Source organism: Agromyces sp. NPDC056389 (genome assembly GCF_042262385.1).
GTDB lineage: Bacteria > Actinomycetota > Actinomycetes > Actinomycetales > Microbacteriaceae > Agromyces.
Genome location: NZ_JBHJPN010000001.1, coordinates 1,310,058 through 1,332,582, shown reverse-complemented (window position 1 = coordinate 1,332,582; position 22,525 = coordinate 1,310,058). Strand labels below are relative to the sequence as shown.

The following is a 22,525-nucleotide window of genomic DNA, read 5'->3' as shown; positions in this document are numbered from 1 at the left end:
CGAGTGCGGGAGATGGCGCCGTGATCGCGGGGATCGGCATCGATGTCGTCGACATCGCCCGGTTCGAGCGGTCGCTGACCCGTACTCCCGCACTCCGCGAGCGCTTGTTCGCCGAGAGCGAACGCGACCGCCCGGCGCGCTCGCTCGCGGCTCGGTTCGCGGCGAAGGAAGCGCTCATCAAGGCCCTCGGAGGGAACACCGTGATCCGGTGGCATGACATGCGTGTCGTGCAGGATGGGCACGGGAATCCCGACTTCGAACTCTCCGGCGCGATCGCCGAGCTCACGAGCAGCCTCGGCATCGATCGCGTGCACCTCACGATGAGCCACGACGCCGGCATCGCGAGCGCGTTCGTCGTGCTCGAGACCGGCGCCGGGAGCGCATCGTGACCACGGATCCGGACGCCGCTGCGTCGCCGTTCCGCGAAGCGGTCGTCGACCTCGACGCCGTGCGCGAGAACATCAGCGCGCTCGCCGCGGCGGTGGCGCCGGCCCGCACGATGGCGGTGGTGAAGGCGAACGCCTACGGGCATGGCGCCGTGCCCGTCGCGCGTGCGGCGCTCGAGGCCGGCGCCGACTGGCTCGGCGTCGCCGACATCGACGAGGCGCGCGCGCTCCGCGACGCGGGCATCGACGCACCGCTCCTCGCGTGGCTGCACGACCCGGGAGCCGACTTCGCGCCGGCGATCTCCCGCGACATCGATCTCGGCATCTCCTCCCGCGGCCAGCTCGAGGCCGTCGCCGAGGCCGCGGCATCCGTCGACCGAACCGCGCGGGTGCATCTGAAGCTCGACACCGGGCTCAGCCGCAGCGGCGTCGCGCCCGAGGAGTGGGCCGACTGCGTCGCCCGTGCCGCCGAGCTCGAAGCCGCGGGGCGCATCCGCGTCGTCGGTCTGTTCAGCCACCTCGCCAACACCTCTCCCGAAGAGGACGCCGTTCAGCTCGCGGCGTTCGCGGGCGGTCTCGATCGGGCAGCTGCCGCAGGGCTCCGGCCCGAGGTGCGCCACCTCGCCTCGACCGCGGGCGCGCTGCGCCTGCCCGCCGCGCGGTTCGATCTCGTGCGCATCGGCATCGGCGCCTATGGCATCCCGCCGTTCGGCGACGGCACGACCGCAGCGGACCTGGGGCTCCGTCCGGCGATGACGCTGCGCGGCCGGGTGGCCGCCGTGCGACGCATCGAGCCGGGCACCGGAGTCTCGTACGGGCATACCTGGCGGGCCGATCGACCGACGACCCTCGCGCTCGTGCCCCTCGGCTACGCCGACGGCATCCCGCGCCAGGCCTCGGGTCGCGGCGAGGTCTGGATCGGGGGAACCCGACGCCCCGTGGTCGGGCGCATCGCGATGGACCAGTTCGTCGTCGACGTCGGCGACGACACGGTCGAGACGGGCGATGAGGTCGTGCTCTTCGGCGACCCGCAGACGGGCGCGCCCTCGGCCGACGACTGGGGTGACGCCGCCGACACCATCGGCTACGAGATCGTCACCCGCATCGGAGCGCGCGTGCCGCGGCGCTACCTCGGCGGCGCATGATGCGCTTCGAGGTGCCCGAGACCGAGGCCATGGAGGCGTTCGGCCGTGAGCTCGGGGCCGTGCTCCGCGCCGGCGACGTCGTCGTGCTCACCGGCCCGCTCGGCGCGGGCAAGACCACGCTCACGCGCGGCATCGGCGCCGGCCTCGGCATCCGCGGGCCGGTGCAGAGCCCGACCTTCGTGCTCGCTCGCACGCATCCGAGCCTCGTCGGAGGCCCGCCGCTCGTGCACGTCGACGCGTATCGGCTCGGCAGTGCGGCGCTGCTCGACGACCTCGATCTCGACTTCGAGGGTTCGGTCGTCGTGGTGGAGTGGGGCGCAGGCCTCGTCGAGGACGTCACCGACTCCTGGCTCGAGATCGTCATCGAACGGCCGACCGGTGCGAGTCGCGCCGTCGAGCGAGCAGCGGATGCCGCGGGCGACGACGCGCTCGACACCGACGCCGACGTCGCGCTCGACGCCGACGAGCCTCGCGCAGTCACCGCGACGGGGTTCGGCCCCCGCTGGGCGGACACCCCGTACGCTGCGCGCGCGTAGGCTTGGGGGCATGCTTCTCGCGATCGACACCTCGACTGGCACGAGTGTCGCCGTCGTCGATCGCGACCGGGCCACGGGCGAACTGCGCTGCCTCGCCGAGACCGGAACCGACGACACGATGCGGCACGCCGAGGTGATCGGCGGCTTCATCAGGGACGCGCTCGCAACGTCGGGCATCGACCGCCGCGAACTGTCGGGCGTCGCCGCGGGCATGGGGCCGGGGCCGTTCACGGGGCTCCGCGTCGGCATCGCGGCCGCGCACGCCTTCGCACTCGGCATCGATCGTCCCTTCGTGCCGGTGGTCAGCCACGACGCGATCGCCTGGAGCCGGTACACGGCGGGCGACACGAGGTCGCTGCAGGTCGTCACCGACGCCCGTCGACGGGAGTTCGCCGTCTCCGACTACGACGGGATCGACGGCGACGGGCTGCCCGTGCGGGTCGGAGGACCCGGGCTCGTGCCACGCGATGAGGTGCCGCCCGCCCGCGGCATCCGATTCGACGCCACGATCGTCTCGGCCGGCGCGATCGGAATGCTCGCCGAACTCGCCTTCGCGGCGGGCCGGCTGCCGCTCGCGACCGATGCCCCGATCTATCTGCGCGCTCCCGATGTGACCCCCTCCGCCGGCAAGAAGGTGCTGCGATGAGCGTGTTCATGCGGCGTGCCAAAGTCTCCGACCTCGACCGCATCATGGTGCTCGAGCGCGAGACGTTCGAGGCCGACGCCTGGCCCGAGGACGCCATGCGCCGCGAGCTCGAGAGCCCGCACGCCTACTACCTCATCGCGGTCGACGACGAGGCCGACGACGACGGCGCCGGACTGCTCGGCTATGCCGGCCTCCTCGCGCCCGCGGGCGGCGGGCAGGGCGACATCCAGACGATCGCGGTCGCACCCGCGATCCGGGGGATCGGCCTCGGTCGCGGGCTCATGCACGCGCTCATCACCGAGGCCCGCCGCCGTCACGTGGCCGAGATCTTCCTCGAGGTGCGCGCCGACAACCCCATCGCCCGCGCGCTCTACGACTCCCTCGGCTTCGAGGAGATCGGCGTCCGCCGTCGGTACTACCGCGGCGGCATCGACGCCGTGCACATGCGACTGACGGTGCCGCCCGCGGTGGCCCGGCCCGCCGAGGCGGGTGCGACGGGTGCCGCGTCGGCCGAGCGGACCCCGCTCCAGACGAACGACGCGGAGGCGAAGCGATGAACCGCGAAGCCCCGCTGATCCTCGGCATCGAGACGTCGTGCGACGAAACCGGTGTCGGCATCGTCCGCGGCACGACGCTGCTCGCCAACACGATCGCCTCCTCCATGGACGAGCACGCGCGGTATGGCGGCATCGTGCCCGAGGTCGCGGCGCGGGCCCACCTCGAGGCGCTCGGCCCGACGATCCGGGCGGCGCTCGCCGAGGCATCCGTCACCCTCGACGACCTCGATGCCGTCGCGGTGACGAGCGGGCCCGGTCTCGCCGGCGCGCTCATGGTCGGCGTCGGCGCCGCGAAGGCGCTCGCCCTCTCGCTCGACGTGCCGATCTACGCGGTGAACCACCTCGTCGGCCATGTCGGTGCCGACCTGCTCGACACGGCTGCACCGCTCGAGACGCCGACGGTCGCGCTGCTGGTCTCCGGCGGGCACACCTCGCTCCTGCTCGTGCGCGACCTCGTCTCCGACGTCGAGCTCCTCGGCGAGACGATCGACGACGCGGCCGGCGAGGCGTTCGACAAGGTCGCCAGGCTCCTCGGCCTCCGTTACCCGGGCGGCCCCGAGATCGACCGGGCGGCGATCGGCGGCGACCCGCGCGCCATCCGCTTCCCACGTGGTCTCACGCAGCCGAAGGACCTCATCGCCCACCGATACGACTTCAGCTTCTCGGGGCTGAAGACGGCCGTCGCCCGCTGGGTCGAGCAGCGCGAGGCCGCCGGCGAACCGGTGCCGCTCGCCGACGTCGCCGCGAGCTTCCGCGAGGCCGTCGTCGACGTGCTCGTCTCGAAGGCGGTGGCCGCGTGCACCGACCTCGGCGTTCCGCGCCTGCTGCTCGGCGGTGGAGTCGTGGCCAATGCGCGTCTCCGTGAGGTGGCGATCGAGCGAGCGGATGCCGCGGGCATCGCCCTGCGCATTCCGCCGCTGTCGCTCTGCACCGACAACGGCGCCATGATCGCGGCGCTCGGCGCGCAGCTCGCGATGGCGGGGCATCCGCCGTCGACGCTCGATTTCGGAGCCGACTCGACCCTCCCGGCGACCGAGATCCAGATGGCGGCAGGCGTCGCATAGTCCGTGCGCCGGCGCGCGTGGCGCGATAGTGTGAGCGGGAGACCGGATGCCGCCGTCGTTGACGGCGCCCGGGAGCGCCTGCCACTGTGGTGGGAACGCAGTCGACCACTTCGAGGGGACCCCGCACCGTGACCGATCCGAACCTTCCCGAACAGCCCGCCGTGCCGCCGGTCCCGCCGGTCCCGCCGGCTGCGACCGAGGTTCCGGCTGCGCCTGCCGCCCCCGCTGCGCCCGCCGCTCCCGCGTACGGTGCGCCGCAGCCGCCTGCGGCTCCGGCATACGGCCAGCCCGCTGCGCCCGCCTACGGCCAGCCGGCACCCGCCTACGGCCAGCCGGCGTATGCCCAGGCGCCTGCCGGCAAGACCAACGTCCTCGCGATCGTCTCGCTCGTGTCGGCGTTCTTCGTCTCGCTGGCGGCCGTCATCACCGGTCACATCGCGCTCAGCCAGATCAAGAAGACCGGCGAGCAGGGCCGCGGTCTCGCCATCGCGGGCCTCATCATCGGCTACGTCGGCCTCGTCGCCGGCCTCATCTGGTTCATCGTGGTCATCGCGATCCTGATGGCCGGTGCCGCCAGCGGATCGTTGTCCTCCACCTACTGAACCGAGTCTCCGAGCCTCCGAACGACCACGAAGAAGGGCGGAATGCCATGAGTGATCCGAAGAACCCCGATGTCCCCGATGTGCCCGACGAGCCCGTGACGCCGAACGAGCCCGAACCGACGGTGCCGAACGTGCCCGAGCCCGAGGCTCCGAGCGCGCCCGAACCCGTCGTTCCCGTCGACGCGGCACCCGCCGCATCGACGCCCGACGTTCCCGAGGTGCCGTCGGCGCCCGAGCCGCCCGCAGCTCCCGTTCCGCCGGCGCCGCCCGCGCCGCCGGCTCCGCCTGCCGCCCCGAGCTATGGTGCGCCGACACCGCCGGCCCCGCCCGCCCCGCCGGCCTACGGTGCTCCCGCGCAGCCCGCTGCGGGTGCTCCGGGTGCCGGGTACGGTGCTCCGGCACAGCCCGCCTACGGCGGCGCATACGCGCCGGCCACGCCGTCGAAGCCGACTCCGGTGCTCAGCCTGATCTCGCTCATCGCCGGCATCGTGGGCCTGCTCGGATTCTTCGTCGTCTTCATCCCGTTCGTCGGCGGCGTCCTGCAGCTCTTCATCCCGGCCGCGGCCGTCGTGCTCGGCTTCCTGGGCAAGAAGAAGGAGCCCGCAGCCAAGGGCATGTGGCTCACCGGCATCATCCTCGGATTCGTCGGCATCGGCATCGCGCTGCTGTCGCTCGTGCTGTGGGGCGTGTTCGCCGCCAGCTACGGGAACTACTACTACTGAGGAGCACCCGATGACCGCGCGTGAGGGGGGTTCGCCCGACGGCGAGGCCCCCGACCGCGTTGCGGGGGCCGGCATGCCGCCGGAGTCGTCGCAGCCGCCGTTGGCCCGGCCCGGGACACCGCCCGGTCCGTCGGCCCAGCAAGCGGATCCTGCGGCGCCCGCCGAGCCACGTGCCCAGCAGCCGGGTCCCGCGACACCCGTCGATCCGCTCGCCCCGCAGGCGGATCCTGCGACGGCCGCCGATCCGCTCGCCCCGTTCCAGCCCTCAGAGCCGACATTCAGGGCCGAACCTGCTGTGCGCGAGTTCGAGGTTCCGTTCGACACGGGGCAGCTCCAGTCGATCTCGACCGGGCAGCTCCTCATCGTCCATCGCCCAGGCCTCGATCCGGTCGAGGAGGCGGAGGAGCAGACGCAGCGGCGGGTGTACAGCTGGGTCGCCGCGGTGGTCGGCACCATCGGCGCAGCGGCTTCGCTCTTCGTCGGGTGGATGCTGCCGCTGTCGATCGCGGCGCTCGTCTTCGGCGTGCTCGGGCTGCGCCGAGAAGAGCACGGCCGAACCCTGGCCTTCGTCGGCATCGGCACGGGGCTCGCCGGGCTCGTGTTCTCAGCCGTGTGGATCGGGTACTACGCGATCGTCTTCGGGGCGCTTCCGCGCTGAGCTCGCGCCGCGTCGGAGCTGCCCGTGCGTCAGCGCCGTTCGAGGTCGGCGCCGTTCGAACGTCAGAGCCGCTCGACGAGCAGCGCGACGTGCCGGCCGGCTTCCCTCGTCAGCACGATGGTCGCAGACGCAGCGCCCTTCAGCTTCAGGCGCGTTCGGAGCTGCGCCGGGTCGACGTCGACCCCGCGCTTCTTGATCTCGAGGGTGCCGATGCCGCGGGCCGCGAGAGCCTGCCGCAGCTGTCGTTCGTCGGCGGGCAGGCGTTCGATCACGCGGAAGCCGCGGGCGAACGGCGAATCGAACGCGGTGTCGGAGGTGAGGTACGCGATGCCGGAGCTCAGCATCCAGGCGCCGTTCGCACGCGCGAGATCGCCGATCAGGCGTGCTCGGATCACGGCGCCGTCGGGCTCGTAGACGTACTCGCCGAGCGGGCCGACGGGTGCGTCCTCACTGTCGGCATCGGCAGTGAGCTCCTGCGCGGCATCGCCGCGGATGACGAGCGCGGCCCGTCGGATGCCCGGTCGGGCGACGGCGCCGAACCAGACGCCGAGCTCGACGAGATCGCCGTCGACGGAGACCCATTGCGCCTCGGCCTCGGCCGGGATCACATCGCGGTCGGTGCCCGGGCCGAGCTTCACGCCGACCGGCATGCGCTCGCCGAGCCCGAATGCGAAGTCGAGCGAGGGGGAGTAGGCCGAGGCATCCGTGATTCTCGTCGTCGTGCCGCCCGCGGTGGTGCGCCGGGCGGGGTCGAGCCAGGCGCCGTCGATGCCGCCGAGCGCGACGTTCTCGGCCTGCTCGTGCAGCACGCGCACGTGCGAGAACGGCGTGAGATTGTAGGCGGCGATCGCGGCGGTCACCTCGTCGGCCTCGGCGGCGGTGACCTCGAGGTCGATCGCGGCCATGGCGAGGGCGTCTCCGCCGATGCCGCAGCCGAGATCGGCGACGTGGCGCACTCCGGCGCGCGAGAACCGCCCGGCGTGCAGGGCCGCGACCTTCAGGCGGGTCGCCTGCTCGAGTCCTGCCTCGGTGAAGAGCATGCGCGACGCGAACGGGCCGAACTTGGCCGCGGCCTTCGCGCGGAGCTTCGCCTGGCTGAGGACGGCGGCGACGAGAGTGGGCGGGTGGCCCTGCTTGCGCAGATCGGCGACGGTCTTGACGATGTCGGCCTTCGAATCCCAATCGGGCAGCCCGTCGAGCAGCGTGAGACCCTCGGGGGAGAGCAGTTCGACGAGTTCGGCACGATCCACTCGGCAACGCTAGCACCGCGCGGCAGCACGAGCACCGGTCGCGGCACGAGGTGCAGTGCGTCGGAACCGGTGTTTCGCCAGCGGCTGAACGGGCTGGCACTCACGTTGCACGAGTGCCAAATCGCGCCTAGACTCGCCTTAGCACTCTCGCTCTGAGGCTGCTAACCAAGTCTTCGTCAAGACAGTTTTCTTCACAGAGAGAAGGGGTCAACCGTGTCGGTTTCCATCAAGCCGCTCGAGGATCGCATCGTCATCAAGCAGGTCGAGGCCGAGCAGACCACCGCATCCGGTCTGGTCATCCCCGACACTGCCAAGGAGAAGCCCCAGGAGGGCGAGGTCGTGGCAGTGGGCCCCGGCCGCATCGATGACAACGGCAACCGCGTCCCGCTCGACGTCGCAGTCGGCGACAAGGTGATCTACTCGAAGTACGGCGGCACCGAGGTCAAGTTCGGCGGCGAGGACTTCCTCGTCCTGTCGGCTCGCGACGTGCTCGCAGTCGTCGTCCGCTAAGCGCGACACGATCCGAGGCCCGGACACCCCAGTGGGGCGTCCGGGCCTCGTCGTATCCGGGCGACGGATGCCGCGGCATCCGTCGCCGACCGCCCGGCAGGCGCCGGGCTCGCCCGCCCGCAGTGGCCGGATCTCGACGCGGAACGGCCGCCCCGACGCCGGTCGACGACTGCCGGCGGGCGTAGTCTGTGCAGGTGCCATCCCGCTCCGAGACCCAGGTTCCCTCTCCGGTGAGTTCCTCGGCAGGCGTGAGTCGCTCGGGCCTCGTCTACGCGATCGCGGCCTACGGTCTCTGGGGATTCCTGCCGATCTACTTCATCGCGCTCGCACCGTCGGGCCCGGTCGAGATCGTCGCCTGGCGCGTGCTGTTCTCGCTCGTCTTCTGCGCCCTGCTCATCGCGGTCACTCGAGCGTGGCGTGCGCTCGCCGTGCTGCTCCGCGATCGCCGCATCGTGCTCACGATGGGCCTCGCGGGCGTGCTGATCTTCATCAACTGGCAGACCTACGTCTACGCCGCGACGACGAACCAGGTCGTCGAAGCCGCCCTCGGCTATTTCATCAACCCCATCGTCACGGTGTTCCTCGGGGTGTTCGTGCAGCGAGAGCGGCTGAATCCGACGCAGTGGACCGCGGTCGGCATCTCCATCGTCGCGGTGATCGTGCTCGCGCTCGGGTACGGCCAGCTGCCCTGGATCGCGCTCGTGCTCGCGTTCTCGTTCGGGTTCTACGGGCTCATCAAGAAGCGCGTCGGCCCGAAGGTCGACGCCGTCTCGGGCCTGACGCTCGAGACCGTCTGGCTCGCGCCCCTCGCGGTCGTCCAGCTCGTCTTCGTGGCGATGACCACGGGGCTCACGATCGGCACCGTGAGCGTGTGGCACACGGCGCTGCTGGTCGGGCTCGGCGCAGTCACCGCCGTGCCGCTCCTGCTGTTCGCCGCCGCTTCACGCCGGCTGCCGCTCATCTTCATGGGCTTCATCCAGTACTTCGCGCCGTTCATCCAGTTCCTCGTCGGAGTGTTCATCCTGCAGGAGCCGATGCCCCTCGAGCGCTGGGTCGGTTTCGGGCTCGTGTGGCTCGCGCTCATCGTGCTGACGGTCGACCTGCTTCGCGGGGTCCGGGCCTCACGACGTGTCGTCGCCGAACCAGTCTGAACCGACTTCGAGGCCCTGCGAGGCACCTTCGCTCCCGAGCCGGGCGAGCGGATGCCGCGGGCGCGCGATCCCCGCGTGAAAGCCCCTGTTTCCGCCGATTCCGTGCGTTGAACACGCTCGAGGTGTCGGCGCGGTAACGATTGACGCGGTGTTACACGGTTGTGACCGCAGCGTCTTGTTTCCGCCATGGGCGCGGAATACTGTCAGACAACGGCGTCACCACGGCGCTGCATTGTGTACCAATTCCTTCAGTCCCAAGGAGCAACATGAGCGTATTCGCGAAGGCCACGGCCAAGCGTTCGGCTCGCGCAGCCTGGACGGGTCTCGCCATTGCCGGCGTCAGCACCCTTCTCCTGTCTGCGTGCGCGTCGGGCGGCACGCCGTCGACCGAGACGGAAGAGCCGGGCGAAGACACCGCCGGCGACGCCCTGCCCATCGAGGCCGGTGAACGTGCGCTGGATCTCAAGATCGGCACGATCCTTCCCCAGAGCGGTACGCTCGCGTTCCTCGGCCCGCCCGAGGAGGCCGGCGTGGCACTCGGCGCAGAAGAGGTCAACGACGCCGACTCGGGCATGAGCCTCGAGGTCGTCTACCGCGACTCCGGTGACACCACGACGGACATCGCAACCGTCTCCGTGACCGACCTGCTCTCGCAGGACGTCTCGGCGATCGTGGGCGCGGCTTCGTCGGGCGTCTCCTTCACCGTGATCGACCAGATCACTTCGGCAGGAGTCGTGCAGTTCTCCCCGGCGAACACCTCGCCCGACTTCACCGAGTACGAAGACGCCGGTCTGTACTTCCGCACGGCACCCTCCGACCTGCTCCAGGGCGAGGTGCTCGGCACGCAGATCGCCGACGACGGCAACTCGACCCTCGGTCTGCTCGTGCTGAACGACCCCTACGGCACCGGCCTCGCGGCCGCGACCAAGGAGGCGTTCGAGGCGGCAGGCGGCGAAGTCGTCGCCGAAGAGCTCTTCAACACGGGTGACTCGAACTTCGACGCGCAGCTCTCGGCCATCTCGGCCGCGAACCCCGACGCCGTCGCAGTCATCACGTTCGACGAGGCGAAGGTCGTCGTACCGGCGCTCGTCGGCTCGGGCTACCCCGGTGACCAGCTCTACTTCGTCGACGGCAACCTGTCCGACTACAGCGCGGACTTCGCTCCCGGCCTCATCGCCGGCTCGAAGGGCACGCTGCCCGGCCCGAAGCTCGAAGACGACTTCCGCGACCGACTCCTCGGAGTCAACCCGGACCTCGCCGACTTCAGCTACGGCCCTGAGTCGTACGACGCAACGGTCCTCATCGCCCTCGCGGCGTACGCGGCGAACAGCACCGACGGTGCCGACATCGCCAAGTACCTGCGTCAGGTGTCGGGTGGCTCGGGCGACGGCGAGAAGGTCACGACCTTCGCCGACGGCGCTGCGCTGCTCGCCGAGGGCAAGCAGATCGACTTCGACGGTGCGTCCGGTCCCATCACGCTCGACGAGCACGGTGACCCGACCGAGGCGACCATCGGCGTCTACGAGTACGGCGACGACAACAAGTACACCCGCATCAACTAGTACGGGTAGAACTGAGCGGGTCCCGGCTTCGGCCGGGGCCCGCTTTCGTGCGCCCGGCACGCCCATCACCGTCGAGCAGCCCGCAGCGGCGATGGTAGCGTCATGGCCCATGATCGATGACTGCGTGTTCTGCGCGATCCTCGCGGGTGAGGCGCCTGCGCACCACGTGTACGAAGACGAGCTCACTGTCGCGTTCCTGAGCATCCATCCGGCAGCTCCCGGCCACACCCTGCTCATCCCACGAGAACACGCGCCGCATCTGTGGGACCTTTCCGATACGGCGGCAGCCGGACTCGGCCGTTCGCTTCGACGCGTCGCCGCCGTCATCACGACCGAACTGGACCCCGATGGCATGACGGTGTTCCAGGCGAACGGTGCCGCCGGGTGGCAGTCGGTCTTCCACGTCCACTTCCACCTGGTCCCGCGGATGCACGACGACCCGCTCGTTCCGGCGTGGACCGAGACACTCGCCGATCCGCTCGGGCTCGACCCGATGGCGCAACTACTCCGAGAGGCGTTCACGCGGGAGCGGCAACCATTCGTGGAATGACAGAGGGGCGGATGCCGCAGCATCCGCCCCTCTGTCGTTCTCGTGCCGGTCAGTCCTGCCCGAGCGTGCCCAGGTAGAGGCCGATGACCTTCGGGTCGTTCAGCAGGTCGCGACCGGTGCCCGTGTAGGCGTCGCGGCCCTGGTCGAGCACGTAGCCGCGGTCGCAGATCTGCAGGCAGCGGCGCGCGTTCTGCTCGACCATGATGGTCGTGACGCCGGCGCGGTTGATCTCCTTGACCCGCAGGAACGCCTCGTCTTGGCGCACGGGTGAGAGACCCGCGCTCGGCTCATCGAGGAGCAGCACGTGCGGGCCCATCATGAGAGCACGCGACATGGCGACCATCTGCCGTTCACCGCCCGACAGGGAGCCGGCGCGCTGGCCGAGTCGCTTGCCGAGCTCGGGGAAGATCTCGGTGACGAACTCGAGCCGCTCCTTCAGCCCCTTGGGCTTCTGGAACAGACCCATCTCGAGGTTCTCCTGGATGGTGAGCGACGGGAACACGTTGTTCGTCTGCGGCACGAAGCCCACGCCCTTGGCGACGAGCTTGTTCGCCTTCAGGTTCGTGATCTCCTCGCCGTTCAGCCGGATCTGGCCCTCGCGCACCTTCACGAGTCCGAAGATGGACTTGAGCAGGGTCGACTTGCCGGCGCCGTTGGGGCCGATGATGCCGATGAGCTCGCCCTGACGCGCCACCAGCGAGCACGCGTTCAGGATGTTCACTCCGGGCAGGTAGCCGGCCGTGACGTTGTCGACCGCGACGACCTCGTCGCCGACGGGTTCGATCACCGCGCTCGCGGCGGATTCACTGTTCGTCATCGATGAGCTCCTTGATGGCCTCGACGTTCTCGGTGTCGGTGACACCCAGATCGGTGTCGTGGTGGGCGCCGAGGTAGGCGTCGATCACGGCGGGATTCTCCATGACGGTGTGCGGATCGCCTTCGGCGACGATGCGCCCCTCGGCCATGACGACCACCCAGTCGGCGATGTGACGCACCATGTGCATGTCGTGCTCGACGAACAGCACGGTCATGCCCTGCGACTTCAGGTCGAGGATGTGGTCGAGCAGCGACTGCGTCAGTGCCGGGTTGACACCGGCCATCGGCTCGTCGAGCATCACGAGCGTGGGGTCGCTCATGAGCGCCCGCGCCATCTCGAGGAGCTTGCGCTGTCCGCCGGAGAGGCTCGCCGCGTAGTCGGTCTGCTTGGCGTCGAGCTTGAACCGGGTGAGCAGCTCGACGGCCTTCGCCTCGATCTCCTCCTCCTGCTTGCGCCAGAGGAACGGAAGGACCGCACGGAAGAGGTTCTCGCCGCTCTGGCCCTTCGCCCCGAGCTTCATGTTGTCGAGCACGCTGAGCAGTCCCAGCGCCTTCGTCAACTGGAAGGTGCGGATGAGGCCCATGCGCGCGACCCGGTAGGCCGGCACGTGGGCGAGCGAGCGCCCTTCGAACTCCCACTTGCCGGTGTCGGGCTTGTCGAAGCCCGTCAGCAGGTTGAAGAACGTGGTCTTGCCGGCGCCGTTCGGGCCGATGAGCGCGGTGATCGCGCCGCGGGGGATCTCGACGTGGTCGACGTCGACGGCTTTCAGACCGCCGAACGTGCGGGTGACCCCGTCGGCGATGAGGATCGGGTCGACCTTGCGGCAACCCGGCTCTGCTTCGCCGATGTGGAGGCCGGTGGTCTTCACCGGCTTGGACGTGGGAGTGACATCACTTGACAAAGGCCAACTCCTTCTTGTTTCCGAAGATGCCCTGGGGCCTGAAGATCACGATCAACATGATCGCGATGCCGACGAGGATGAACCGGAGCTGTCCGGCCTGCACCTGCGTCATGAACGGGAGCCAGCCGGCCTCGACCGCCCGGGAGATGAAGCCCGAGAAGAAGGAGAGCAGCACCCAGAAGATCATCGAGCCGATGATGGGCCCGAGGATCGTGGCGGCCCCGCCGAGGAGCAGGATCGCGTAGACGAAGAAGGTGAGCGACGTCTGGTAGTTCGCCGGTACGACCGCTCGGGGCAGGATGAAGATCATGCCGGCCAGGGTGCCGTAGACACCACCGAGGATGAGGCTCTGCATCTTGTAGGAGTAGACGTTCTTGCCCAGGGCGCGAACGGCGTCCTCATCTTCACGGATGCCCTTGATGACGCGGCCCCACGGGCTGCGCATGATGAGCCAGGTGAGCAGGGCCAGGAGCACCACGACGGTCCACCCGACGATGCGCAGCCACCAGTCGTACTCGTTGTACTGGAACGGGCCGAAGCCGTAGGTGCCCTTCGGGATCGGGTTCAGGGCCGCGAAGCTGCCCTTGTACCCGTTCAGGCCCTGCGCCGAGCCCGTGACGGCCTCGAACGTGTTCGTCGTGAAGATGAGCCGCAGGATCTCGGCCGCCGCGATCGTGACGATCGCGAGGTAGTCGGCCCTGAGCCGCAGGGTCGGGATGCCGAGGATCAGCGCGAACACGACGGACGCGCCGATGCCGACGAGCACCGCCGCCCAGACGGGCAGGTTGAAGGAGAGCACCGAGATGGCGTAGCCGTACGCGCCGAGGGCCATGAAGCCCGCCTGCCCGAAGTTCAGCAGGCCCGTGTATCCGAAGTGGATCGCGAGGCCGAGGGCCGCCAGTGCGTATGCCGCGGTCGTGGGGCTGATGAGCTCCTGTGCCGCGTTGGAGAAGATCTGAATCCAGTCGATCATGGTCGGTCCTCCTTAGCCGATTCTCTCGCGGCGACCGAGGATGCCCTGCGGTCGGAACAGCAGCACGAGGATCAGCACGACGAGCGCGCCCACGTACTTCAGGTCGCTCGGCAGCCACAACGTCGAGATCTCGATGAAGAGACCGACGATGAGCGAACCGACGAGGGCGCCGAAGGCGGTGCCGAGGCCGCCGAGGGTGACCGCGGCGAAGATCAGCAGCAGGATCTGGAAGCCCATGTCCCAGCTGACGCCGGGCCGGAAGTAGGCCCAGAGGATGCCGCTGAGGCCGGCGAGCGCTGCGCCGAGCACCCAGACGATGCGGATGACGCGGTCGACGTCGATGCCGCTCGCCGAGGCCAGGCTGGCGTTGTCGGCGACGGCGCGAGTGGCCTTGCCGATACGGGTCTTCACGAGGAAGTACGCGACGGCGAGGAGGACCACGACCGAGACGATCATGCTGCCCACGTCGATCCAGGAGAGCTGGACCCCGCCGAACGACAGCTCCTTCGGGGCGGTGGCCCCCGGCAGCTGCCGGGTCGCTCCGCCGTAGAAGAACTGGTACGTGTAGCGGATCGCGAGGGAGAGGCCGATGCTCACGATCATGAGCGGGATCAGCCCCACACCGCGTTTGCGGAGCGGTTTCCAGATCACGGCGTCGAGGGTCCAGCCGAGCGCGGCGCTGAGCACGATGGCGATCGCGATGGCGAGCCAGATGGGCCAGGCCAGGTCGACGCCGAAGCTCAGCACCATGAGGGCGCCGAAGGTCACCATCTCGGCGTGGGCGAAGTTCGAGAGCCCCGTCGTGCCGAAGATGAGCGACAGGCCGATGGCCGCGAGCGCGAGCAGCAGGCCGAAGTTCAGGCCGTTGATCACGCGCTCGAGCAGTTGCGCAGCGAAGTTCGTGGTCGTGCGTTCGCCTTCGCCGAGGAAGAAGTTCACGGCCTTCAGCTTCGTGAGGCCGAACTCAGCGGTGACGGTGGCTTCGCCCTTGGCGACGACGACACCCTTCGGCAGGGTGTCCTCGTCGAGCGTGACCTCGTACTCGCCCTTCTCGGGCACGCCGATGCGCCATTTGCCGTCGACATCGGTCTCGGCGTCGGCTTCGAAGCCGCCGCCTTCGACCGTGATCTTGACGCCTTCGAGCGGCTCGCGATCGAATTGCACGTTCCCCGTGAAGAAGTACTCGAACTCTTCGGAAGCCTGGGCCGTACTCCCATCCTCCGCCATCGCAGGGGACGCTGCGATGCCGGACAGAGTGAGTGCGGACAAAAGAATTCCGAGGAGAACGAGCCACCTCCTTGGAGACCGATGGGCGAGCGTTCGTGTGGGTTTCACTGCACCTCCAAGGGCACCCCTCTGGCCGGTGGCCGTCGGGGTTCGGTCCTTACCTGTCGACAACGTCGTCGACAGTACGTGCCGATTATGTCTCATGTGTTTCGCACATGAGGCAAACGGCGTTCGATTGTTATCCGGGAATGCCCGGGATGCAAACTCGCTTAACATTGATACTGCGGGCCCGACCACCGGCGCGCGGTATTCGGGCAGAACTCGACACAAGGAGCGACATGGACCAGGCCGACCCGTTCGGACTCACAGGACTCACCTACGACGACGTCCTCCTGCTGCCTGGTCACACCGACGTGATCCCGAGCGAGGCCGACACGACGTCGCGTCTCACCCGCCGCATCAACGTCGCGACGCCGCTGCTGTCGGCCGCGATGGACACCGTGACCGAGGCCCGCATGGCCGTCGCCATGGCTCGTCAGGGCGGCATCGGCATCTTGCACCGCAATCTCTCGATCGCCGACCAGGCCGACATGGTCGACCGCGTCAAGCGCAGCGAGTCGGGCATGGTCTCCAATCCGGTGACCACGACCCCCGAGGCATCCGTCGCCGACGTCGACGCCCTCTGCGCGACCTACCGGGTCAGCGGCCTGCCGGTCGTCGACACCGACGGCAAGCTCGTCGGCATCATCTCGAACCGCGACATGCGGTTCGTCTCCGACTTCGAGAAGCCGACCACGACCGTGGCCGAGGTCATGACGAAGATGCCGCTCATCACGGGCCGCGTCGGCATGAACCCCGACGAGGCGCTCGCGATCTTCGCGAAGCACAAGGTCGAGAAGCTGCCGCTCATCGACGACGAGGGCCACCTCACCGGCCTCATCACGGTCAAGGACTTCGACAAGTCGGAGCAGTACCCGAACGCCACCAAGGACAGCGAGGGCCGCCTCCGGGTCGGCGCCGCCATGGGCTTCTTCGGCGACGCGTGGGAGCGCGCTGAGGCGCTCCGCGACGCGGGGGTCGACGTGCTCGTCGTCGACACCGCGAACGGCGAGTCGGCCGGCGTGCTCGACATCATCCGCCGGTTGAAGACCGACCCGACCTTCGCTCACATCGACGTCATCGGCGGCAACGTCGCGACCCGCGAGGGCGCGCAGGCGCTCGTCGATGCCGGCGCCGACGCCGTGAAGGTCGGCGTGGGCCCCGGCTCGATCTGCACCACGCGCGTCGTCGCGGGCGTCGGCGTGCCCCAGATCACGGCCGTGTACGAGGCATCCAAGGCCACGAAGCCCGCCGGCGTGCCGCTCATCGCCGACGGCGGCCTGCAGTACTCGGGCGACATCGCGAAGGCCCTCGTCGCCGGCGCCGACACCGTGATGCTCGGCTCCCTGCTCGCCGGCACGGCCGAGAGCCCCGGCGAGCTCGTCTTCCAGAACGGCAAGCAGTTCAAGGCCTACCGCGGCATGGGTTCGCTCGGCGCGCTCCAGACACGCGGCCAGAAGACCTCGTACTCGAAGGACCGCTACTTCCAGGCGGATGTCCCGTCGGACGACAAGCTGATCCCCGAGGGCATCGAGGGCCAGGTGCCCTACCGTGGCCCGCTGTCGGCCGTCGCGTACCAGCTCATCGGCGGCCTCCGCCAGTCGATGTTCTACGTCGGGGCGCGCACGATCGCCGAGCTGAAGACCAAGGGCAGGTTCGTGCGCATCACGCCGGCGGGGCTCAAGGAGTCGCACCCGCACGACGTGCAGATCGTCGTCGAGGCGCCGAACTACACGCGCTAATCCGTCACGGAAACAGGCACGTTCTGGCGACTCGCCGCGAGCGTGCCTGTTTCCGTCTCCGCCGCGGCGTGTCGGCCTGTTCTCAGGGCAGGCGTCAGCTCCGGGCGTCGGCGAGCCTCGTGACGGCTTCGGCGAGCACCTCGGGCGTGCAGGCGAAGTTCAGTCGCGCGTGCCCGCGGCCGACGCTCGCACCGAAGGTCGGTCCGATGCCGAGTGCGACCTTCGCGTGCTCGAGCGCGTAGGCGGCAGGGTCGTCGCCCCAGCCGAGCGCCGAGAGATCGAGCCATGCGAGATAGGTCGCGTCGGGGATGCGGTAGCGGACATCGGGGAGCTCGTCGGCGAGCAGCTCGGCGAGCAGGTGCCGGTTGTCGTCGAGGCTCGCGAGCACGCCGTCGAGCCAGGCGCCGCCGTGGCGGAAGGCCGCGATCGTCGCGATCGCCCCGAACTGGCTCATGCGCCACTCCACCTCGTAGGGGAGTGCCGTGCGGGCGCGGTCGCCGCGATCGCTCGCGGTCACGATGAGCGCGGTCTTCAGCCCGGCGATGTTGAACGCCTTCGTCGCCGCCGTCACGGCGACGCCGTGCTCGCGGGCGGCGTCGGAGACGGTGAGGAACGGCGTGTAGTCGACGCCCGGCTGCACGAGCGGCCCGTGCACCTCGTCGGAGACGATCGTGACCCCGTGGCGGGCGGCGATCTCGGCCAGGGCGGCCAGCTGCGAGGCGGCCGGAACCAGGCCGATCGGATTGTGCGGGTTGCAGAGCACCATCGCCCTGGCGCCCGCGGCGAACGCCGCATCGATGCCCTCGAGGTCGAGCGCCCAGCCCTCGTCGATGCCGCCGAGCATCGGCACCTCGACGACCGTGCCGGATGCCTCGGTCACGAGGTCGAAGAAGGGCGGGTAGATCGGCGGGGTGATGATGACGCCGTCACCCGGTTCGGTGACCCGGCGCAGCATCTCGACGATGCCCATGCTGACGTCGGCGGTGCACGTCACGCGCGCCGGGTCGATCTCCCACCCGAGGCGGGCGGCGGCGAAGCCCTGGAACGCCTCGGCCACCTGAAGGCTCCCGGCCGAGTAGCCCGTGTCGGAGCGGTCGACTGCGGCGTGCAGCGCCGCCTTGATCGGCTCGGCGAGCGGGTAGTCCATCTCGGCGACGGGCAGCGGCAGCACGTCGGCGGGGTAGAGCCGCCACTTCGCGCTCGTTCGCGTGCGGAGGACGTCGAGGGGCTCGGCTGCGGTGCGTTGCATGGATCCAGCTTGCCGCAGAACGGCTGCGGGTGGCAGAGGCAATCGCGGCGCGATAGTCTGGTCGGCTGCCCATCGGGCGGTGCGGAACCGGGCGAGGTGGCCCGGCCGCGGACCGAACGGATCTCGCATGGGTTTCATCGACGTCAACGGCGTCTCCTTCTCGCTCGCCGACGGCAGGCCGCTGCTCGCCGACCTCGCCTTCCGCGTGACGGATGGCGCGACGACCGCCCTCATCGGCGCGAACGGTGCGGGCAAGTCGACGCTGCTTCGCATCATCCGCGGCGAGCTGCGACCCGACGAGGGCAGCGTGCAGGTCGACGGCGGCCTCGGCGTGATGGATCAGTTCGTCGGCACGGGCGCGACGATCGAGGGCACGGATGCCACGGTGCACGGCCTGCTCGTCTCGGTCGCGCCGACCCGCATCCGTGCGGCGGCGATCGAGCTCGAGGCATCCGAGTCCGCCCTCATCGAGCACGACGACACCGCCGCTCAGATGCGGTACGCCACCGCGCTCGCCGAGTACGCGGAGGCCGGCGGCTACGACCAGGAGGTCGTGTGGGACCATTGCACGATCGCGGCGCTCGGCATCCCGTTCGAGCGGGCGAAGTGGCGTGAGCTCTCGACCCTCTCTGGCGGCGAGCAGAAGCGGCTCGCGCTCGAGGCGCTCTTCCGCGGTCCCGAGCAGGTGCTGCTGCTCGACGAGCCCGACAACTCGCTCGACGTGCCGGGCAAGCGCTGGCTCGAGTCGCAGCTGCGCGCGACGCCGAAGACCGTGCTCCTCGTCTCGCACGACCGAGAGCTGCTCGCCCGCGCCGCCGACCGCATCGTCACGCTCGAGGTCGGGGCGGCCGGCAACACGGCGTGGGTGCACGGCGGCAGCTTCGAGGGGTACCACCGGGCACGCGAGGAGCGTTTCGAGCGCCTCGACGAGCTGCGCCGGCGCTGGGACGAGCAGCATGTCGCGTTGAAGACCCTCGTCGCGACCCTGAAGGTCAAGGCGACCTACAACGACGGCATGGCCTCCCGCTACCAGGCGGCGATGACGCGCCTGCGCCGGTTCGAGGAGGCCGGGCCGCCCGAGGAGCGGCCGCCGACCCAGGCCGTGTCGATGCGGCTGCGCGGCTCCCGAACGGGCAAGCGCGCCGTGGTCGGCGAGCGGCTCGAGCTCACGGGACTCATGAAGCCCTTCGACCTCGAGGTCTGGTACGGCGACCGCGTCGCCGTGCTCGGCTCCAACGGCTCGGGCAAGTCGCACTTCCTTCGACTGCTCGCCGGCGGCGGCACCGAGCCCGACCGTACGCTCGGCCACGTCACGACGGTGGGCGAGTCCCTCGCGCGGGTGCCGCACGAGGGCCGTGCCGTGCTCGGCGCCCGGGTCGTGCCCGGCTGGTTCGCGCAGAACCACGAGCATCCCGAGTACCGCGGGCGCACGCTGCTCGACATCCTGCATCGCGGCGACGCGAATCGCGACGGCATGGCGCGGGAGGCGGCCAGTTCGGCGCTCGATCGGTACGGGCTCGCGGCATCCGCCCAGCAGACGTTCGACTCGCTCTCGGGCGGCCAGCAGGCGCGGCTGCAGATCCTCCTGCTCGAGCTCTCCGGAGCGACCCTCCTGCTGCTCGACGAGCCGACCGACAACCTCGACCTCGTCTCGGCGGAGGCTCTCGAGGAGGGGCTGTCGCGGTTCGACGGCACCGTGCTCGCGGTCACCCACGACCGCTGGTTCACGCGCGGTTTCGACCGGTTCCTCGTCTTCGGCAGCGACGGCGAGGTCTACGAGTCGGATGCCCCGGTGTGGGACGAGTCCCGGGTGGTGCGCGCACGCTAGCTCCGCTCTGCGACGAGCGGGCCGTGCGGGGGCGGGTCACCCGATCGGGTGAGGCGCGCACGGGGTGCCGACACCCAGACTGATCGGCATGACGAGACAGAAGATCGACAGGCGAAGGGCGATCGCCGGACCGGCGCTCATCATCGTGTGCGCGCTGCACACCGCGGTGGGGGTGATCGCCTCCGCACCGGCCGTGGGCGAGGCGTTGGCCGAGGGCTGGTACGGAGCGATGACGAGCAACCTCGAGGTGGCGCTCTGGTTCCTGATGACCGGATTCTTCGGAGTGGTCGCGGGACTGGCGATGACCGTCCTCGAGCACGCGGGGCGGATGCCATGGCCGGTCAGCATCGGGCTGTTGACGATCGCGCTGATCGGGGTGAGCGCAGCGCCCGTGTCCGGGTTCCTGTTCGTGCTGGTGGCGGCGGTCATCGCCGTCGTGCAGTCGGCGCGACAGCATCGTCGGCGACCGGCGTCGGAGGAGGGGGCGGTGCTCGAGCACTCGTCTCGATCGGCGACGGGACGGGCATGAGCTCGGCCCGGTCCGCCGTCGGTTCCGGCTCCGAGAGCGCCGGGGAGACCTCTGCGTCGACGGCCGCGATGGTGACGGCAGTCCTCGGCGCGCTGGGGCTGCTCGCGTTCGCGACGGTGAACATCGTGTTCGAGGGAACGGGCCGCTTCGCAGGGGGACCTCTGGCGGCCTACGCCTCCGGCCTGACCGTCATGAACTGGCTGGTCGTGAGCCTCAAGCTGTTCGGCGCCGCCGTCGTGATGCTCTCGGTGAGCAGGCGGGCGACGGCGTTCGCGCCCAACACGATGACGCTGCTGCTGTGGGGAGCCTTCGGCACCTTCGCTGTCTATGCGCTCGGCACGATCGCCGAGGCCGCCGCACTGGCGACCGGGATCGCCGGGAGCCCCGCCGACATCGATGCGGCCGGCGTCGTCTACCTGCTGGGTGCGGTGTTCTTCGCGACCTGCTTCGGCGTCGTGGCGATCTCGTACTCCCGGCGCACTCGCTGGCGACCGGTCCCGATCGTGGCCGGCCTCCTCGGCGCGCCGATCCTCCTCGTCGGCATCCTGGTGCTCGCGCCGACGCTGCTGGTCGCCCTCGGCGTCATGCCGCCGCTGTAGGTCGGTGCGAGTTCCGGTGGACGCCCAGCTCCTCTCAACCGGCGGAGTATCGGCCGGGTAGGGTTGAGTGGTGACCCAGGAGATCGAGATCGGCCGCTCCAAGCGGGGCCAGCGCGTCTACGCATTCGATGACATCGCAATCGTGCCCAGCCGGCGCACCCGCGACCCCGAAGACGTCTCGGTCGGGTGGACGATCGACGCGTACCAGTTCGACATCCCGTTCCTCGCCGCGCCCATGGACTCCGTCGTCTCGCCGCAGACGGCGATCATGATGGGCCAGCTCGGCGGCCTCGGCGTGCTCGACCTCGAGGGGCTCTGGACCCGCTACGAAGACCCCGAGCCCGTGCTGGCCGAGATCCGGGGCCTGTCGCCCGAGCACGCCACGGCCCGCATGCAGCAGCTCTACTCCGAGCCGATCAAGCCCGAGCTCGTCACCGCGCGCCTCGCCGAGATCCGCGCGGCGGGCGTCACCGTCGCCGGCGCCCTCTCGCCGCAGCGCACCCAGGAGCTGTACGAGACCGTCGTCGCAGCAGGCGTCGACCTGTTCGTGATCCGCGGCACCACGGTGTCGGCCGAGCATGTCTCGAAGAACCAGGAGCCGCTGAACCTCAAGAAGTTCATCTACGAGCTCGACGTTCCCGTGATCGTCGGCGGTGCGGCGACCTACACCGCGGCCCTCCACCTCATGCGCACGGGAGCTGCCGGCGTGCTGGTCGGATTCGGCGGGGGAGCGGCATCGACGACACGCGCGACGCTCGGCATCCACGCCCCCATGGCCACCGCCGTGGCCGACGTCGCCGGTGCACGGCGCGACTACCTCGACGAGTCGGGCGGCCGCTACGTGCACGTCATCGCCGACGGCGGCGTGGGCAAGTCCGGCGACATCGTCAAGGCGATCGCGTGCGGCGCCGACGCCGTCATGCTCGGCGCGGCACTGGCACGGGCGACGGATGCCCCGGGCGGCGGATATCACTGGGGTGCCGAGGCGCACCACCCGAAGCTCCCGCGCGGCCAGCGCGTGCACGTCGGACAGGTTGCTCCGCTCGAAGAGGTGCTCTACGGGCCCGCACCTTCGGCCGACGGCGTCACGAACCTCATCGGGGCGCTGAAGCGCTCGATGGCCACCACCGGGTACTCCGACCTCAAGGAGTTCCAGCGCGTCGAGGTCGTCGTCGCGCCGTACCAGTCGTCCTGACCCGCGCGTTCCATGGCGCCCGGGCGG

General features: G+C 70.0%; 24 protein-coding genes. 18 read left to right on the top strand and 6 right to left on the bottom strand.

Annotated features, from left to right (window positions below; genetic code table 11):
• The first annotated feature begins 20 nt into the window (after positions 1–20).
• From ACFCVM_RS06180 to ACFCVM_RS06140, 9 genes are all read left to right on the top strand, one after another.
• The gene (locus ACFCVM_RS06180; RefSeq protein WP_375835144.1) at positions 21–389 is read left to right on the top strand and encodes a holo-ACP synthase; all 369 of its coding nucleotides are present in this window, start codon (positions 21–23) and stop codon (positions 387–389) included.
• Positions 386–1,531, top strand: coding sequence for an alanine racemase (gene alr, locus ACFCVM_RS06175; RefSeq protein ID WP_375835142.1), 1,146 nt, complete (start codon positions 386–388; stop codon positions 1,529–1,531). The genes ACFCVM_RS06180 and alr overlap by 4 nt, the downstream gene beginning before the upstream one ends.
• Positions 1,528–2,067, top strand: coding sequence for a tRNA (adenosine(37)-N6)-threonylcarbamoyltransferase complex ATPase subunit type 1 TsaE (tsaE, locus tag ACFCVM_RS06170; RefSeq protein WP_375835140.1), 540 nt, complete (start codon positions 1,528–1,530; stop codon positions 2,065–2,067). The genes alr and tsaE overlap by 4 nt, the downstream gene beginning before the upstream one ends.
• Before the next feature lie 10 nt (positions 2,068–2,077).
• Entirely contained in the window at positions 2,078–2,713 is a 636-nt protein-coding gene (tsaB, locus tag ACFCVM_RS06165) for a tRNA (adenosine(37)-N6)-threonylcarbamoyltransferase complex dimerization subunit type 1 TsaB (RefSeq protein ID WP_375835139.1), read from the top strand.
• Positions 2,714–2,721: 8 nt separating this feature from the next.
• Positions 2,722–3,270 carry a ribosomal protein S18-alanine N-acetyltransferase gene (gene rimI / locus ACFCVM_RS06160; protein ID WP_375835137.1) on the top strand — a complete coding sequence of 183 codons (549 nt, stop codon included), beginning with the start codon at positions 2,722–2,724 and terminating at the stop codon, positions 3,268–3,270.
• Positions 3,267–4,334, top strand: coding sequence for a tRNA (adenosine(37)-N6)-threonylcarbamoyltransferase complex transferase subunit TsaD (tsaD, locus tag ACFCVM_RS06155; protein WP_375835135.1), 1,068 nt, complete (start codon positions 3,267–3,269; stop codon positions 4,332–4,334). Before rimI ends, tsaD begins: the two co-directional genes overlap by 4 nt.
• A gap of 128 nt (positions 4,335–4,462) precedes the next feature.
• On the top strand, positions 4,463–4,936 hold the full coding sequence (locus tag ACFCVM_RS06150; RefSeq protein ID WP_375835134.1) for a DUF4190 domain-containing protein: 474 nt from the start codon (positions 4,463–4,465) through the stop codon (positions 4,934–4,936).
• A gap of 47 nt (positions 4,937–4,983) precedes the next feature.
• The gene (locus tag ACFCVM_RS06145; RefSeq protein ID WP_375835132.1) at positions 4,984–5,658 is read left to right on the top strand and encodes a hypothetical protein; all 675 of its coding nucleotides are present in this window, start codon (positions 4,984–4,986) and stop codon (positions 5,656–5,658) included.
• A gap of 10 nt (positions 5,659–5,668) precedes the next feature.
• Positions 5,669–6,316, top strand: a complete 648-nt coding sequence (locus ACFCVM_RS06140) for a hypothetical protein (RefSeq protein WP_375835130.1) — start codon at positions 5,669–5,671, stop codon at positions 6,314–6,316.
• Positions 6,317–6,378: 62 nt separating this feature from the next.
• On the opposite strand, the gene ACFCVM_RS06135 is transcribed toward ACFCVM_RS06140, so the two are convergent.
• Entirely contained in the window at positions 6,379–7,566 is a 1,188-nt protein-coding gene (locus tag ACFCVM_RS06135) for an SAM-dependent methyltransferase (RefSeq protein WP_375835128.1), read from the bottom strand.
• 213 nt (positions 7,567–7,779) lie between these two features.
• Here ACFCVM_RS06135 and groES point away from each other — a divergent pair, with 213 nt between their 5' ends.
• The 4 genes from groES to ACFCVM_RS06115 all read left to right on the top strand — a co-directional run bounded on the left by groES (position 7,780) and on the right by ACFCVM_RS06115 (position 11,339).
• Complete coding sequence (gene groES / locus ACFCVM_RS06130; RefSeq protein ID WP_022889766.1) at positions 7,780–8,076, top strand: co-chaperone GroES; 297 nt, start codon at positions 7,780–7,782, stop codon at positions 8,074–8,076.
• Positions 8,077–8,270: 194 nt separating this feature from the next.
• Positions 8,271–9,227: an EamA family transporter RarD gene (gene rarD, locus ACFCVM_RS06125; protein WP_375835126.1), complete on the top strand. Its 957-nt coding sequence runs from the start codon at positions 8,271–8,273 to the stop codon at positions 9,225–9,227.
• A gap of 266 nt (positions 9,228–9,493) precedes the next feature.
• Complete coding sequence (locus ACFCVM_RS06120; protein WP_375835125.1) at positions 9,494–10,789, top strand: ABC transporter substrate-binding protein; 1,296 nt, start codon at positions 9,494–9,496, stop codon at positions 10,787–10,789.
• Positions 10,790–10,898: 109 nt separating this feature from the next.
• The gene (locus ACFCVM_RS06115) at positions 10,899–11,339 is read left to right on the top strand and encodes an HIT family protein (protein WP_375835124.1); all 441 of its coding nucleotides are present in this window, start codon (positions 10,899–10,901) and stop codon (positions 11,337–11,339) included.
• 49 nt (positions 11,340–11,388) lie between these two features.
• On the opposite strand, the gene ACFCVM_RS06110 is transcribed toward ACFCVM_RS06115, so the two are convergent.
• Genes ACFCVM_RS06110 through ACFCVM_RS06095 form a run of 4 tightly spaced genes read right to left on the bottom strand, consistent with a single transcriptional unit; the run spans position 11,389 to position 15,194 of the window.
• A complete protein-coding gene (locus ACFCVM_RS06110; protein ID WP_375835122.1) occupies positions 11,389–12,156 on the bottom strand; it encodes an ABC transporter ATP-binding protein in 768 nt (255 codons plus the stop codon).
• On the bottom strand, positions 12,143–13,057 hold the full coding sequence (locus ACFCVM_RS06105; RefSeq protein ID WP_375835120.1) for an ABC transporter ATP-binding protein: 915 nt from the start codon (positions 13,055–13,057) through the stop codon (positions 12,143–12,145). The genes ACFCVM_RS06110 and ACFCVM_RS06105 overlap by 14 nt, the downstream gene beginning before the upstream one ends.
• Entirely contained in the window at positions 13,047–14,027 is a 981-nt protein-coding gene (locus ACFCVM_RS06100) for a branched-chain amino acid ABC transporter permease (RefSeq protein WP_375836671.1), read from the bottom strand. Before ACFCVM_RS06100 ends, ACFCVM_RS06105 begins: the two co-directional genes overlap by 11 nt.
• A 15-nt stretch (positions 14,028–14,042) precedes the next feature.
• The gene (locus tag ACFCVM_RS06095) at positions 14,043–15,194 is read right to left on the bottom strand and encodes a branched-chain amino acid ABC transporter permease (protein WP_375835118.1); all 1,152 of its coding nucleotides are present in this window, start codon (positions 15,192–15,194) and stop codon (positions 14,043–14,045) included.
• Between the two features lie 401 nt (positions 15,195–15,595).
• Between ACFCVM_RS06095 and guaB the strand changes: the two genes are divergently transcribed.
• Positions 15,596–17,098 (top strand): IMP dehydrogenase, encoded by a 1,503-nt coding sequence (gene guaB / locus ACFCVM_RS06090; RefSeq protein ID WP_375835117.1) that lies wholly within the window; start codon positions 15,596–15,598, stop codon positions 17,096–17,098.
• A 94-nt stretch (positions 17,099–17,192) separates the two neighbouring features.
• Here the strand turns inward: guaB and ACFCVM_RS06085 are convergent, their stop codons facing one another.
• Positions 17,193–18,347 (bottom strand): MalY/PatB family protein, encoded by a 1,155-nt coding sequence (locus tag ACFCVM_RS06085; RefSeq protein WP_375835116.1) that lies wholly within the window; start codon positions 18,345–18,347, stop codon positions 17,193–17,195.
• Positions 18,348–18,474: 127 nt separating this feature from the next.
• On the opposite strand from ACFCVM_RS06085, the gene ACFCVM_RS06080 reads away from it, so the two are divergent.
• The 4 genes from ACFCVM_RS06080 to ACFCVM_RS06065 all read left to right on the top strand — a co-directional run bounded on the left by ACFCVM_RS06080 (position 18,475) and on the right by ACFCVM_RS06065 (position 22,498).
• Positions 18,475–20,175: an ABC-F family ATP-binding cassette domain-containing protein gene (locus ACFCVM_RS06080; protein ID WP_375835114.1), complete on the top strand. Its 1,701-nt coding sequence runs from the start codon at positions 18,475–18,477 to the stop codon at positions 20,173–20,175.
• Between the two features lie 88 nt (positions 20,176–20,263).
• A complete protein-coding gene (locus ACFCVM_RS06075) occupies positions 20,264–20,704 on the top strand; it encodes a DUF6463 family protein (RefSeq protein WP_375835112.1) in 441 nt (146 codons plus the stop codon).
• On the top strand, positions 20,701–21,303 hold the full coding sequence (locus ACFCVM_RS06070) for a hypothetical protein (RefSeq protein ID WP_375835110.1): 603 nt from the start codon (positions 20,701–20,703) through the stop codon (positions 21,301–21,303). Before ACFCVM_RS06075 ends, ACFCVM_RS06070 begins: the two co-directional genes overlap by 4 nt.
• 70 nt (positions 21,304–21,373) lie before the next feature.
• A complete protein-coding gene (locus tag ACFCVM_RS06065) occupies positions 21,374–22,498 on the top strand; it encodes a GuaB3 family IMP dehydrogenase-related protein (protein ID WP_375835109.1) in 1,125 nt (374 codons plus the stop codon).
• The last annotated feature ends 27 nt before the right edge of the window (positions 22,499–22,525 follow it).